Origin of the sequence: Cytobacillus sp. SAFR-174, from assembly GCF_051964675.1 — a bacterium.
Lineage (GTDB): Bacteria > Bacillota > Bacilli > Bacillales > Cytobacillaceae > Cytobacillus.
In genome coordinates, this window is the sequence record NZ_JBQCMZ010000001.1 from 106,898 (window position 1) to 120,524 (window position 13,627).

Consider the following 13,627-nt stretch of genomic DNA (forward strand, 5'->3'; position numbering starts at 1 on the left):
TATGGACTTTTCCATCTGCTGCGTTAATTCTTTGTCAATACGGGTAGATTCTTAACAAGAAAAGAATTTTTCTGTCAAAACACTAGAGAATTTGGAGAACGAAAGCAGGTATCAGGAAATTTATTTGCTGGTAAAATTGAGGGTACAAACTAAGTGATCGATAAAGAAAGGGAGAGTGGAATGTACAAGCATATTACAGGAATTATTATCACAATTGCAGTCATGATCGCAGCGATTCCTTCTCATACTTATGCCGAGAAAAATACTAATAAAGAAGAGGTATACGAATTCCTGCAGAATGCCTTTCAAGCACAGGTTGAGCTTAGCGGGGAAGAGAGAAGCATGAATGAAGTCGATGAATTGCTTGAGCCGTATTTTTCTGAAGAAGCTAAAAATCAATTTCTGAAAGAAAATCTTGTTTCTGAAAATGGCAAATACTTCACTCTTGGAGGAGATGTTGCGGCATACTACATTCCGTTTTTTACATATTCGGATAATACCAAAGTTGTTGAAGAAAATGGGAAAGTTTATGTGTATGAATATTTTCCGGAAAACCATGAAGGACCTGTAGGTTATGACAGCCACTATGAGGGAATTTTGCTGACGGAGCAAGGAGGGAAAATGAAAGTCGCCAAATTCCTGGGTGAAAATATTCCCGGGAAAATAATAAACAAAGCAGAGAGTGGGCAAAAAGCGGCAAAACCAACCTCTTTTAAACCCCCTGAAACAACTTGGCAAAAGAAGCCTTCCTATCAATTCGGGTTTCTGTTAAATCCATTTGATGTCATGTTTCGGTCAGGAAGCATGCTCTTAACAGATAACCAAGGCATATTAGCTTTGTTTGAACAACAGGAGCTGGACGGACAGCTGGCAGCCAATTAAAAGAGCTTAAAAGCTTAACGGGCTTTTAAGCTCTTTTTTTATTCCATTCCAAGAGCTGATCTAAGTTTTTCCAGGTCAAATCCCCTAATGACGGTGTCCCCGATAACCACAGTTGGCGTAGAAAAGGAGCTAAACTGCTTTGTCAGCTCTTTATGTGCAGCGGCATCTTTTTTTATGTCTTTAATTGTATAGGCATATCCATTCTCATTCAAAAACATTTTTGTGATTTCACAGGGCGGACAATCCGGCTGTGTATATAAAACAATCTCTTTCAATTTTTGTATCCTCTCTGTCTTTTGTAACTCTATCATAAAGCAGGATGATCCAGCAGGCAATCAGTTTGCTTTATGCAGGTAATCAATCAATCCCATCGAGCAGACAGCGATGTCTACAGAAAGAATCTCGTATACAGGATGGTCAGATGGGACGCCTTTACCATTAAGAAAGGTTTTAACTTTCTCTTCGAGAACAGCTTGTGCCGCCTGTGACTGCTGATCAATAGAACCCCCGCCAGAAAAGGCAATTTCCCCTGCGTTCATGAAAATCTTAAGCCAATCCTTTATTTGCCTGTAGACTTCTTTCGGGGTTGAACTCATGCCGTAATGGCCAAAGAAAATAAGTTCAAGATCCATTTTTTCGTACATGTCAATGGATTCGAGCATTTTGACTGGACTGAATTGGTTTGGTGAAGTTGAGGGCAGATACAATTCAATCCCAAGCTCTTTTAACTGCGGATAAAATACACCAGCAGTATCTCCCGTAAACATCCCATTTAAAGCAGGGTGAAATATACTGAAGTGGTGATTGGCGTGTCCGGGCGAATGATAAAATTTCAGAGTGCAATTTGGGCCTATGTCAAGCTCTTCTTCATGTTCTTTAGTGATAATCTTATCCTCTGAAACAGGCAATATTGGATTAAACAGTCCATCAAATTGATCACCATAAACGGCTTTTGCACCGGTAATTAAGCGTGAAGGGTCTGCTAGGTGCCTGGCACCTTTCGGGTGGACTATTACCTTTGCGTTTGGACAGTGGGTTAATAATAAGCCTGTGCCGCCCGCATGATCGAGATGAATATGTGTCAGTATGATATAATCAACTTCCTCCGGTGTAAAGTGAAGCTGATTCAGTCCTTCCAAAATGTAGGGGATCGAGGGGCTGGCCGAGGTTTCAATCAAAGTCAGCTTTTGTTCTGTTAAGACATATGTACCGGTACGTTTTTCCAATGAAAGGTCAAAATCATCAATTAAATATAGGTTTTCCGCTAATTTTTCAGGTTTTGGCAAAAAAAATCACGTCCTTTATAAAGCTTTTGCTTGTACAAACACCTGACAATATTTTATTCTGTTAATATTGGTATGTAAAGCATTCAGCTTGAATATTCTGAATTTATTTTCATAAGGATAGAAACATGCCAAAAGAGAAACCTAAATGTTAATTATGGGTTTTGTTTTGGAAAGGAGAGAGAGCATGTCACAGCTTCAAGGTATATTAACACGCTTAAAGAGCTTACAGGAACAAGCAACAGGCGGAGAGCCAATGCAAAGATTTTTTGAGGTGAATGGTGAAAGAAAATGTCAGGTAACTTTTCATCCGAAAAATGAAACATTTGAGCTGGAAGTATATAACGATAAAGAAAAGCCAAAAAGATATCAATTCGACAACATTGATATGATCACAATCGAAATTTTCGATTTGATTCAATAATTCACCACATACATAAGGGGCCTTTTGGCCTCTTTTCTTATTTCTGCTTTAATAATAAACCAATTGCCAGAGGTGTGAAATGTATTACCTGCTCACGATTATGCTGTTTTTTACTGTTCTGCTTTTGCTTGCAGATTTAATTAATACAAAAAGAGAAGTAATACGGATCAGGAAAACTCTTGAAGAAATGAAAGAAATTTTAAAAGACAATAGAGGCTCGAAAAATTAGGCATGGAGAACAATAAGCAGTATATGATTCTTTAAGTTGAGGTGAAGCAGAATGATGCCAACTGTAACATGTCCGAGCTGCAGGGCAGAAAAAGAAATTGATGCCGTATTAACTGCACAATCTAATCAAAATGTTATTTTTCATTGTCCTGACTGCGGCTATGAAGTTAAAGACATTCAAACCAGTAAAGGATAATAGGCGCAAAATGCCGAAGACTGTGATAAAATGATTAAGAAGCATAACTAATTTTTGAGGAGTTTTCGGTGATGATCAGTCTTCATAGCGAGGAATTTTTAGAATTTAACATTAGTGATTTCATGATTCCTTCTGAACGGGTAGCACATGTGCAGGTTGGGAATAGCCTGGAGCATGCCCTCTTAGTACTAACGAAAAGCGGATATACAGCAATTCCTGTACTGGACCCTCAATATAAGCTGCAGGGCTTAATTAGCACACCCATTATTATGGATTCCATTCTTGGTCTCGAGCGGATTGAGTTTGAGCAGCTGGAGAAAAAAAGGGTTGAAGAGGTTATGAACGCAAATATTCCAAGGCTTGATGATGAATCTTCTATCCAGCAATCGATCGCACTATTAGTTGACCATCCATTTGTTTGTGTTGAAAACAAGGAAGGCTATTTTGAGGGAATACTTACCCGCAGAACAGTATTGGATCAGCTAAACAAACATATCAGACGATTAAATAAACAATAAAAATCAGCTCCCCGCAGTGGGAGCTTGCTTTATTTTCAATGATGAGTATTCAGACGGGTTTATGGCCGTTATTTTCGGATTTATTCATGGAGGGGAAATACTTGAGTCAAACTTTACATAAAAAAATGCCTCAAGGAAAGAGGAAAGTGACCAAAAAGCCTTTTGTGCTGGCTTCAGTAATGCTTGCCATGTTTATGGGGGCCATTGAGGCAACCATAGTGTCAACCGCGATGCCTGCCATTGTTGGGGATTTAGGCGGATTTGCTTTATATAGCTGGGTGTTTTCAGCATATTTGTTAATGAATGCTGTGACTGTTTTGATTTACGGCAAGCTTTCTGACTTATTTGGGCGGAAGCCCGTTTTAACGTTCGGGATTATCATTTTTTTAATTGGTTCCATTTTATGCGGTTTTGCGGAATCAATGACTGCACTGATCATTTTCAGGTTAATCCAGGGTTTTGGTGCCGGAGCTGTAATGCCGATTGCAACAACCATTGTCGGGGATATTTATACAAAAGAGGAAAGGGCACAGGTGCAGGGTTATTTATCAAGCGTTTGGGGAATTTCAGCTATCATGGGCCCGGCAATAGGCGGACTGCTGGTTGAATTCGTCAGCTGGCGATATGTTTTTTGGGTTAACATTCCGCTTGGCATCATGGCTATTGCAGGCTTATGGCTTTTCCTCCATGAAAATGTGGAAAGGAAAAAACACCAGATCGATTATGCCGGAGCTGTGCTATTAACTGTTTCCATTTCATCTCTCATGTTTGTGCTTGTGGAGGGAGGAACAAATTGGGCATGGAATTCCATTGAAGCCATCAGCCTTTTAGCGGTCAGTGTAATTGCCTTTATTTTATTTATCCTGCAGGAACAAAAAGCTGCAGAACCAATGATGCCTTTTAATATATGGAAGGAAAAGCCGATACTAATTGCCAATTTGGCTTCCTTAACCACCGGTGTCATGCTTATAGGGATTTCCAGTTTTCTGCCTGCATTTGTACAGGGTGTCATGGAAAGATCTCCGATAGTAGCCGGCTTTACACTTACCACGATGTCGATTGGATGGCCGATTGCTTCTGCAGCGGCAGGCAAGCTGCTTTTAAAAATTGGTTTTAGAAGTACATCTGTCATAGGCGGAGTGTTTTTGATAGCGGGGAGTATTATGTTTGTTACCCTCACTCCTGAAGCGGGACCCGTATGGGCAGCAGCTGGGAGTTTTCTGGTTGGGGCAGGCATGGGCTTGACTACTACAGCTTTCATTGTATCCATTCAGAGTACAGTGGAATGGAATCAAAGGGGCATCGCCACTGCTGCCAATATGTTTATGAGAAATCTGGGCAACACCATTGGAGCAGCCTTGCTGGGCGGAATTTTGAACAGTCAGATCAAATCATATATACAGAATAATGGTGAAGGCATAGACGCCAGCTTATCGTTAGATTCAGCAAATGTATTATTGAATGAAGATGCAAGAAACAGCATGGATGCGGGAATAAAGGAAATTCTGCAGAATGGCCTTACCGTTTCACTTCATTCGGTGTATTATGCAGTGCTGTTATTTGCTGTGATAAGCTTCTTATTGGTCTTTGCACTGCCAAAGCATGAAAGGGAAATCGCCGATTAGGCGCATGTAAATCTCTGCATTTATCGTGCAGAGATTTTTTATGTTTCACTTCTTGAACTTTATCTCTAAACCATTATCGAAATTGATGATAAAGAAATTCAAAATTTATTAAGATATACTATAAGAAAAAGTTATGAAGGGAAGATGTTTATGTCTTCACTTACAGAATTTCATCTTTTATCGGTGCTGGCACAGGAAATGAATATGAGGAAAGCGGCTGAGCGTTTATTTGTATCGCAGCCGGCGCTTTCACAGCGCCTTGTGAATATTGAAAAGGAATGGGGGAACAAGCTATTCCTCCGCTCCCAAAAGGGATTGTCTCTGACACCGGCAGGAGAAATTGTTATTCAATTTGTTAATGAAGTTCTGGCCAAAGAAGAAAAAGTGAGGGAGTCAATTACTGCCCTTAATTCGGAGGTTCATGGAACGTTAAAAATTGCAGTTGCTTCAATTGTCGGACAGAATTGGCTGCCGCAGGTTCTTAAAAAGTTTGTCAGCCGCTATCCCCAGGCAAAAATTTCTCTGATTACAGGCTGGAGCAGTGAAATATTAAAATCTCTTTATGATGATCAGGTTCATATTGGAATTATCAGAGGGACTCCGGATTGGAAGGGGATTAAAATCCCTTTATTTAAGGACAGTCTTTATCTGGTTGATACAGAAATTACAAGGCCGGAGCAGGTTCTTGAAACAGACCGGTCATTCATTCAATTTAAGAGTGATTCAAACTATTATCAGGAAATTCAAGACTGGTGGCTGCGGCAGTTCAAAACTTCTCCAAAAAGGACAATAGTAGTTGACCAAATTGAAACATGCAAGCAAATGACTTTCAATGGAATAGGGTACGCCATTCTCCCGGCCATTACGCTGAACGGTGCAGAGAAAAATATTTTTAAGATCCCGCTGCTTGACGAGAATAATTTGCCGATTAAGCGTGATACATGGCTTCTGGGATACGAATCGGCCTTTCAGCTCAAGCAGGTGCAGGCATTTGTTGAGTTGATAAAGGAGCATATTGAAGAAGAAAGACAGTGAAACCCCATTTTTTCTTCCTTCATTTATCGCAGTCTAACGGGCAGTAAGACCCCCGCTTCAAGATTCAGAGGAATCAAAGGAGGGTAAGCGGGGGGCAAACTGCTCGATCTAGCTGCGGCTCCTAGGGGCTCGAGGTCATAAGCCAATCAGCTGATGGGAAGAAAAGCACTCCCCACCATCTGCTCGTCTTATGCTTGTCACCCCAAGGCAAGTCGCCTCGCTTTATAATGTAAAGGCCCGATTGGTGAGATACAGTGAAACTTGCCGACGCGCAGGCAGAGGCTTAGTTGAACCAATCGGGTTCGTAGTGTCGATTGATCGAAGCGCTAGCGGAGATCTTAGCGACACTAGAACGCGACTAACAATCAGTGGGGGATAAGGAAAACCCCCACTGATTGAAGTTTCACTTTATTTTTCTTGTTTTCAGCGCTTTTGTTTGTTAAAGTAATCCTAGTTGCAATGTTATACATAGAGGAGGATTTTTATTATGAAAATGATGGATGCCAATGAGATTATTTCTTTTATCCAAAACAGCACAAAATCCACACCTGTAAAGGTTTATATTAAAGGTGATTTAGAAGGAATCGACTTCGGAGCCTCAGCTAAGTCCTTTGTAAATGGCAGCACCGGGGTAGTGTTTGGTGAATGGTCTGAAATTAGCCAGGCGATTGAAGCAAACCAGTCAAAAATTGAAGATTATGTAATTGAGAATGACCGCAGAAACTCAGCGATTCCATTGCTGGATATGAAAAATATTAAAGCGCGCATTGAGCCGGGTGCCATCATCCGTGACCAGGTAGAAATCGGCGATAACGCTGTAATCATGATGGGTGCCTCTATAAATATCGGATCAGTGATCGGTGAAGGCACAATGATCGATATGAATGTTGTACTTGGCGGAAGAGCTACAGTCGGCAAGAATTGCCATATTGGAGCAGGAACTGTATTGGCAGGCGTTATTGAGCCTCCTTCAGCAAAACCTGTTGTTGTAGAAGATGATGTAGTAATCGGAGCAAATGCAGTGGTTCTCGAAGGTGTAACTGTTGGCAAGGGTGCTGTAGTCGCTGCTGGTGCCATTGTCATTGATGATGTACCTCCATATACAGTAGTGGCAGGCACACCAGCTCGTGTGATTAAAGAGATTGATGAAAAGACTAAGTCTAAGACAGAAATTAAGCAGGAACTTCGCCAATTATAATAGCTTAAAAAGCGTGGATCTCGATCCGCGCTTTTTTCTAAAGGGATAATTCATGATTGCTATTGTGTGAAGAAATATATAGGGGCATTTTTAACAAGGGGGAAGCTAGTTTGGTCTCAAACAATCCATTCGTTTTATTACGGCGGGAGCTGCATAAAATACCGGAGTTAGGGTTCCGTGAATTTAAAACACAGCAGTTTCTATTAGATTACCTGTATTCTCTCCCTCAGGACAATTTGGAAATTAAACCTTGGAAAACGGGTATTTTTGTGAAAATCAAAGGCAGGAATTCCTCCAGGCTGATTGGTTATCGAGCTGATATAGACGGCCTCCCAATTACAGAGGAGACAGGCCTGCCGTTTAAATCAGAGCATAATGAGCAAATGCATGCCTGCGGACATGATTTTCATATGTCAATTGCACTTGGCCTAATAACGAAATTCATAGAAGAACGCGTTAACGATGATTTACTGTTTATATTTCAGCCAGCTGAAGAAGGGCCTGGCGGGGCAGAACCTATGCTTAAATCTGAAATAATGAAGGAATGGAAGCCGGATATGATATTGGCCCTCCATATTGCTCCGGAATATCCTGTCGGAACCATCGCATTGAGGGAAGGCTTGCTTTTTGCAAATACGTCGGAGCTATTTATTGATTTAAAGGGAAAAGGGGGGCATGCCGCATATCCGCATAATACCAATGATATGGTCGTGGCAGCATGTACCCTGGTCAGCCAGCTTCAGTCCATCATTTCGAGGAACGTTGATCCCCTTGACAGCGCAGTCGTTACAGTTGGAAAAATTACAGGTGGCACTGTTCAAAACATCATAGCTGAAAAAGCAAGGCTTGAAGGTACCATTCGCACTCTGTCTCCAGAATCAATGAAAAAGGTAAAAAGCAGAATTCAGGCACTTGTTAAAGGTATTGAAGTGGGGTATGAATGTGAAGCTTCAATCGACTACGGAAGCATGTATCATCAGGTTTACAATGAGGAAACCTTAACAAGGGAATTCATGGATTTTGCACGCACGAATACAGACATAAATGTGGTTGAATGCCGTGAAGCCATGACAGGTGAGGATTTCGGCTATATGCTTGAAGAAATTCCAGGCTTCATGTTTTGGCTTGGCGTTGACTCAGAATATGGACTTCATCACGCCAGACTGAATCCAAATGAAAATGCAATCGAAACTGCAATTGAATTGATTGCAGCATATTTAAAATATAAAGGCTAAAGCATATATAACTATAAAAAAGCTGATTTCATAAACCCTTTTAGGATCTGCGAAATCAGCTTTTTTGCTTTCGCTTTATCGCAGTCTAACGGGCAGTAAAATCCCTATTACAAGATTCAGAGGAGCCAAAGGGGGATAAGGAGGGGTCAAACTGCCCGTAAAGGCCCGATTGGTACAACTAACAATCAGTGGGGATAAAGATCCCCACTGATTGAAGTTTCACTTTATCCGGCAGCACTATCTGTTCCTGCCTGTTTTTGAATAAGCACCTGATGGGGGAATGGAATTTCAATCCCGCTGGCTTCCAAAGCTTCCTTCAGTGCTTTTTTAAGCTGCCGTTCGACAGTCCATTGTTCCATGTTTTCTGTCTTGGCTATGATTCTTAGTACAACATCAGATGAACCTAATGTTTGGACGCCAATGACATTCGGGCCCTCAACAATCGCCTGGTTTTCCTGAGCGATCCTGTCGCATGCTTCCTGAAGGACTGCGATCGCTTCATCAATATTGTCATCATAAGAAATTCCTATATCCACCAGTGCACGCATGTTTCCGCGTGAATGGTTGCTCAGACTGGTAATCTCCCGGTTCGGCAGATAATGTAAAGTTCCGTCAAATCCTCGAATTTGAGTGGTTTTTAATCCAATCTGCTCCACTATTCCTGAGTAGCTTCCAGTTGTTACATAATCGCCTACATCAATTTGCCTCTCCAGCAAGATAAAAAATCCTGTTACTACATCGCTGACAAGACCCTGTGCTCCAAAGCCGACTGCTAAACCGATTACTCCGGCACCAGCAAGAATGGCAGTTGCCTTTATCCCGAAAATTTGCAGAATTGTAACAGCGAAAATGAAAATAAGAGCATAGGAGAATATGTTTTCAGCAAGACTTAGAAGTGTTTTCGACCTTCCGGGAGATATTCTTTCCTTTTTCGCAATTCCCTCAAAGCTTTTTTGGATGATTTTGTTCCCAGCTGATTTAACAATCACAAATGCAAAATAGATAGCAGCAATTTTTAATAGAAGAAGGCCAGCATCAATCAGCAGGGCTTCCCAATTTAATTGTGAAAAATTCAGATTTTCCATCTTCCACTGTCCTTTCATTATTATTAAAGTCATCATTCTATCGCAACAGTGATTTAGATGCAAACGGTTAGCCTCCCAGCAGATTCAATACTTGAGAGAACAACAGATTCCTGCTTCTAAAAATGAATATAAAAAAAGTGCTAAATCAACCAAAAAGGGGTGGAAAAATACTTCGAAACTCGATATATTTAATATTACGTTCTAACTTTTCTAATTTTTCCGCAAATTAAAAGGGGGTATGCAGATGGAAACATTTAAAAAGTTAAAGCAATATTATTGGCCATTTAAACATTACTTTATTTGGTCCATATTTTTTCTGTTTATTGTGACAGCGATAACGGTTGTGTATCCAATGATCCTGCAGGTGACCATTGATGAAGTTGTCATTGGAGGAAATTATGGGTGGATCTCTTATTTGGCTTTAGGCTTTATTGCCATAATGGCCGTGAAGGGGGCGGCGACTTATATCCATCAGTACACGGGTGATTTATTTGGAATCACATCGGTCTATAAGCTTAGAAATGTACTTTATGAAAAACTGCAGTTTCTGCCTTTCAGGTATTATGATAATGCAAAAACAGGAGATTTAATGTCCCGGCTCACTGCAGATGTTGAGGGATTCCGTTTCTTTCTTTCATTCGGATTTTCTGAACTCATTCGTTTTTGTTTATTGATCCTCATCAGTATGTCGGTTATGTTTTACTATTCTGTTCCACTTACTATTGTCACACTTATTACCCTGCCTTTTCTTGCAGTAGTCACCTTTAAATTCGACAAGGCTGTACATCCGGCTTTCCGGGGCATCCGGAAATCATTCGGGCGCCTGAATACAAAGGTTCAGGAGAATATAAGCGGTATTAATACTGTGAAGTCATTATCACGGGAAGACTTTGAGATTAATAAATTCAACGGCTCTAACAGCGATTATAAGGATAAATATCTTTTTACATCCGATATTTGGGCCAAATACTTCCCGTTAATGGAATTTCTCGGCAATTTAAGTGTTGTACTGCTTCTGGCTTACGGCGGTTATCTTGTTATGGCCGGCAGTCTGAATCCAGGGGAACTTGTCGCCTTTTACAGCCTTGTCTGGTATATTATGTGGCCAATTATGAACTTAGGCTTTATAGTTAACCTATTTTCACAGGCAAAAGCCTCCGGAGAGCGGCTCATTGAGATTCTTGAAGCAGATAATGAGATTGAGGATACTGATTCATGTGTTAATGCAGAACGTTTGCAGGGAGAGGTGGAATTCCGCAATGTTACCCTGAAATATACAAAGGATGACAATGATGCTTTATCGAATATCTCCTTTCATGCTGAGGCGGGAAAGGTAATTGGGTTAATCGGCTCTACGGGATCAGGTAAAACGAGCTTAACGCAGCTTATGACAAGGTTTTATGAGCCAGTTGAAGGCAGTGTGATGATTGATGGGATAAATGTGCAGGATTACTCTCTTCAGTCTCTGAGAAGAAACATCAGTTTTGTTCTTCAGGAATCCTTCTTGTTTTCTTCTTCGATTAAAGCAAATATTGCTTTTGGGAAGCCTGACTCAACAATGGAGGAAATTATTGAAGCTGCCAAACGTGCACAGGCTCATGAATTTATCATGGAGCTACCTGATCAATACGATTCCGTTCTTGGCGAGAGGGGCATGGGGCTTTCAGGCGGCCAGAAGCAAAGGATAGCGATAGCAAGGGCTATTTGTGCTGATCCAAGCATTTTAGTTCTTGATGATGCAACGAGCGCCGTGGATATGGAAACAGAATTCAGAATACAAAAAGCTTTGAAAGAAGTAATGGCTGATCGAACTACTTTTATCATTGCCCATCGGATTTCTTCCCTTAAGCATGCAGATGAAATACTTGTGCTTGATAGCGGGAGAGTAGCTGAACGGGGGACACATGATAAGCTGCTTAATAATAATGGCCCATATCAGCGGATTTACGATATTCAATATCAGGACCGGGATAAGGTTCTCCAATCAAATGCAGGCTAGGAGGTGCGTCCTTGAAAAAAACTAAAACAGAAAATGACAAAGTGTTAAACAGGTTCCAATATTCTGCTGACGAAGTGATCGAGAAGCCATTTAATTGGAAGCAGATGCTGCGATTATTCAGTTATATGGAGCCGTACAGGAAAAATTTACTCCCGCTCTCCGTTATAATGGTATTAATAAATACGGCAGTCAGACTAATCATTCCTATCTTGATTGGTGTGTATACGTTAGATAAGGCATTAATTGAAAAAGACGGCAGGCTGCTTGCCATCCTGGTTTCATTGATTGGAGTGCTTTACACCATTTCATACGCTGCAAACTACTTCAGGATTAAATGGATGAATAAGCTTGGCCAAAATATTATTTACGATCTTCGAAAACATTTATTTACACACGTGCAGACACTTTCGCATCGGTTTTTTGATCAGCGCTCAGCAGGATCCATACTGGTAAGGATCATGAATGATATTAATTCTCTTCAGGAGCTTTTTACTAATGGAGTCATAAATCTGCTGATGGATTTGATCATGCTGGCAGGGATTTTCATTATTTTATTCACACTAAGTCCGGAACTGACCTTGGCAATAATGGTCATCCTGCCCATCATGTTTTTTATTTCAACCAGTTTGCGGAGAAATATCCGCAGGTCATGGCAAACTGTCCGATTAAAACAATCCAAATTGAATTCTCACTTAAATGAGAGTATACAGGGAATAAGGATTACCCAGTCTTTTACACAGGAAAAAGAGAATATGGCATTCTTTGATGGTGTGAACACAGAAAACTTTGAAAGCTGGAGGGTTGCCTCCCAGAAAAACGCTATGTTCAGACCGCTGGTTGAATTGACCAATGCCCTGGGTACTGCTGTTTTGATTTGGTTTGGAGCCCATCTGATTCAGACAGGGTCAATATCGATCGGCGTATTTGTTTCTTTTGCCTTTTATTTAGGGATGTTCTGGGAGCCAATTTCCCGTCTTGGTATGGTTTATAACCAGCTGCTCATGGGGATGGCTTCCTCTGAAAGAATCTTTGAGTTTCTTGATGAGAAGCCAATTGTATCAGAAAGAAACAATGCGGTGAATTTGCAGGAGATAGAAGGCAAGATAGAATTTGAGAATGTCACTTTTTCTTATGATGAAAAAAGAATAGCACTAAATGAAGTTTCCCTTATGATAAAAGCAGGGCAAACAGCAGCACTTGTCGGTCATACAGGATCTGGAAAAACAACGATAGCGAATTTAATCAGCCGTTTTTATGATCCCACAGGAGGCACTGTAAAAATAGATGGCTATGATTTAAAGGATGTTTCTTTATCAAGTTTGCGCAAGCAAATCAGTGTTGTGCTGCAGGATACTTTCATATTTTCCGGCACAATCTGCGATAATATCCGTTTTGGCAGGCCTGATGCAACGGATGAGGAGGTAGTGGAAGCAGCCAAAGCTGTCGGTGCACATGGATTCATTGAAAAACTTTCAAAGGGATATGAAACCGAAGTGGAGGAAAGAGGGAATGTATTATCGGTCGGTGAGAGGCAGCTGCTCTCCTTTGCCCGCGCATTGCTTGCAGACCCGCGTATTCTTATACTTGATGAAGCTACAGCAAGTATTGATACAGAGACAGAGATGAAGATCCAGCAGGCATTAAAGACCCTTTTAAAGGGCAGAACGGCTATCATTATCGCCCATAGGCTATCGACTATTCGGGAATCCGATCAAATATTCGTGCTCGATCATGGAAATATTTTAGAACAGGGGAATCATGAGGAATTGATTAATGCAAAAGGTGAATATTTCCATTTAGTTAAGGCACAATTTAATATGCTGGAAGCAATTTAATGAATAGATTAAAACCTCCAGACGGGGGTTTTATTTCTGCCAGGAAGTAATTCTAATAGCTATCTATTCAGCTGTGTACGCTAT

14 protein-coding genes are annotated in these 13,627 nt (G+C 40.8%); 11 read left to right on the forward strand and 3 right to left on the reverse strand.

Annotation, left to right across the window (positions count from 1 at the left end):
• Positions 1–180 precede the first annotated feature (180 nt).
• A complete protein-coding gene (locus tag ACTHRG_RS00540; RefSeq protein WP_076263180.1) occupies positions 181–882 on the forward strand; it encodes a DUF3993 domain-containing protein in 702 nt (233 codons plus the stop codon).
• Between the two features lie 38 nt (positions 883–920).
• On the opposite strand, the gene ACTHRG_RS00545 is transcribed toward ACTHRG_RS00540, so the two are convergent.
• Entirely contained in the window at positions 921–1,157 is a 237-nt protein-coding gene (locus tag ACTHRG_RS00545) for a glutaredoxin family protein (RefSeq protein WP_076263177.1), read from the reverse strand.
• A gap of 60 nt (positions 1,158–1,217) precedes the next feature.
• Complete coding sequence (locus tag ACTHRG_RS00550) at positions 1,218–2,168, reverse strand: MBL fold metallo-hydrolase (RefSeq protein WP_076263174.1); 951 nt, start codon at positions 2,166–2,168, stop codon at positions 1,218–1,220.
• Positions 2,169–2,352: 184 nt separating this feature from the next.
• Between ACTHRG_RS00550 and ACTHRG_RS00555 the strand changes: the two genes are divergently transcribed.
• From ACTHRG_RS00555 to ACTHRG_RS00590, 8 genes are all read left to right on the forward strand, one after another.
• A complete protein-coding gene (locus ACTHRG_RS00555; RefSeq protein WP_035328567.1) occupies positions 2,353–2,589 on the forward strand; it encodes a YkuJ family protein in 237 nt (78 codons plus the stop codon).
• A gap of 79 nt (positions 2,590–2,668) precedes the next feature.
• Positions 2,669–2,818 carry a hypothetical protein gene (locus ACTHRG_RS00560; RefSeq protein WP_175609181.1) on the forward strand — a complete coding sequence of 50 codons (150 nt, stop codon included), beginning with the start codon at positions 2,669–2,671 and terminating at the stop codon, positions 2,816–2,818.
• Between the two features lie 51 nt (positions 2,819–2,869).
• A complete protein-coding gene (locus ACTHRG_RS00565; RefSeq protein ID WP_175609180.1) occupies positions 2,870–3,013 on the forward strand; it encodes a hypothetical protein in 144 nt (47 codons plus the stop codon).
• 71 nt (positions 3,014–3,084) lie between these two features.
• Positions 3,085–3,531, forward strand: coding sequence for a cyclic-di-AMP-binding protein CbpB (gene cbpB / locus ACTHRG_RS00570; RefSeq protein ID WP_076263172.1), 447 nt, complete (start codon positions 3,085–3,087; stop codon positions 3,529–3,531).
• Between the two features lie 125 nt (positions 3,532–3,656).
• On the forward strand, positions 3,657–5,156 hold the full coding sequence (locus ACTHRG_RS00575) for an MDR family MFS transporter (RefSeq protein ID WP_076263220.1): 1,500 nt from the start codon (positions 3,657–3,659) through the stop codon (positions 5,154–5,156).
• 150 nt (positions 5,157–5,306) lie between these two features.
• Positions 5,307–6,191 carry a LysR family transcriptional regulator gene (locus ACTHRG_RS00580; RefSeq protein WP_440230428.1) on the forward strand — a complete coding sequence of 295 codons (885 nt, stop codon included), beginning with the start codon at positions 5,307–5,309 and terminating at the stop codon, positions 6,189–6,191.
• Between the two features lie 487 nt (positions 6,192–6,678).
• Positions 6,679–7,389, forward strand: a complete 711-nt coding sequence (dapD, locus tag ACTHRG_RS00585; RefSeq protein WP_048010648.1) for a 2,3,4,5-tetrahydropyridine-2,6-dicarboxylate N-acetyltransferase — start codon at positions 6,679–6,681, stop codon at positions 7,387–7,389.
• A 110-nt stretch (positions 7,390–7,499) separates the two neighbouring features.
• On the forward strand, positions 7,500–8,624 hold the full coding sequence (locus ACTHRG_RS00590; RefSeq protein WP_076261636.1) for an N-acetyldiaminopimelate deacetylase: 1,125 nt from the start codon (positions 7,500–7,502) through the stop codon (positions 8,622–8,624).
• Positions 8,625–8,848: 224 nt separating this feature from the next.
• Here the strand turns inward: ACTHRG_RS00590 and ACTHRG_RS00595 are convergent, their stop codons facing one another.
• Positions 8,849–9,709 (reverse strand): mechanosensitive ion channel family protein, encoded by an 861-nt coding sequence (locus ACTHRG_RS00595; RefSeq protein ID WP_440230429.1) that lies wholly within the window; start codon positions 9,707–9,709, stop codon positions 8,849–8,851.
• 244 nt (positions 9,710–9,953) lie between these two features.
• On the opposite strand from ACTHRG_RS00595, the gene ACTHRG_RS00600 reads away from it, so the two are divergent.
• Both ACTHRG_RS00600 and ACTHRG_RS00605 read left to right on the forward strand, forming a co-directional pair.
• Entirely contained in the window at positions 9,954–11,708 is a 1,755-nt protein-coding gene (locus tag ACTHRG_RS00600) for an ABC transporter ATP-binding protein (RefSeq protein WP_440230430.1), read from the forward strand.
• An 11-nt stretch (positions 11,709–11,719) separates the two neighbouring features.
• Positions 11,720–13,543 (forward strand): ABC transporter ATP-binding protein, encoded by a 1,824-nt coding sequence (locus tag ACTHRG_RS00605; protein ID WP_440230431.1) that lies wholly within the window; start codon positions 11,720–11,722, stop codon positions 13,541–13,543.
• Positions 13,544–13,627: the final 84 nt, after the last annotated feature.

Excerpts from the sequence above, each read along its gene's own strand:
- ACTHRG_RS00540 (WP_076263180.1), top strand. The coding sequence starts at position 181 with ATGTACAAGCATATTACAGGAATTATTATCACAATTGCAGTCATGATC.
- ACTHRG_RS00555 (WP_035328567.1), top strand. The coding sequence starts at position 2,353 with ATGTCACAGCTTCAAGGTATATTAACACGCTTAAAGAGCTTACAGGAA.
- ACTHRG_RS00560 (WP_175609181.1), top strand. The coding sequence starts at position 2,669 with ATGTATTACCTGCTCACGATTATGCTGTTTTTTACTGTTCTGCTTTTG.
- ACTHRG_RS00565 (WP_175609180.1), top strand. The coding sequence starts at position 2,870 with ATGATGCCAACTGTAACATGTCCGAGCTGCAGGGCAGAAAAAGAAATT.
- cbpB (WP_076263172.1), top strand. The coding sequence starts at position 3,085 with ATGATCAGTCTTCATAGCGAGGAATTTTTAGAATTTAACATTAGTGAT.
- ACTHRG_RS00575 (WP_076263220.1), top strand. The coding sequence starts at position 3,657 with ATGCCTCAAGGAAAGAGGAAAGTGACCAAAAAGCCTTTTGTGCTGGCT.
- ACTHRG_RS00580 (WP_440230428.1), top strand. The coding sequence starts at position 5,307 with ATGTCTTCACTTACAGAATTTCATCTTTTATCGGTGCTGGCACAGGAA.
- dapD (WP_048010648.1), top strand. The coding sequence starts at position 6,679 with ATGAAAATGATGGATGCCAATGAGATTATTTCTTTTATCCAAAACAGC.
- ACTHRG_RS00595 (WP_440230429.1), bottom strand. The coding sequence starts at position 9,709 with ATGGAAAATCTGAATTTTTCACAATTAAATTGGGAAGCCCTGCTGATT.
- ACTHRG_RS00600 (WP_440230430.1), top strand. The coding sequence starts at position 9,954 with ATGGAAACATTTAAAAAGTTAAAGCAATATTATTGGCCATTTAAACAT.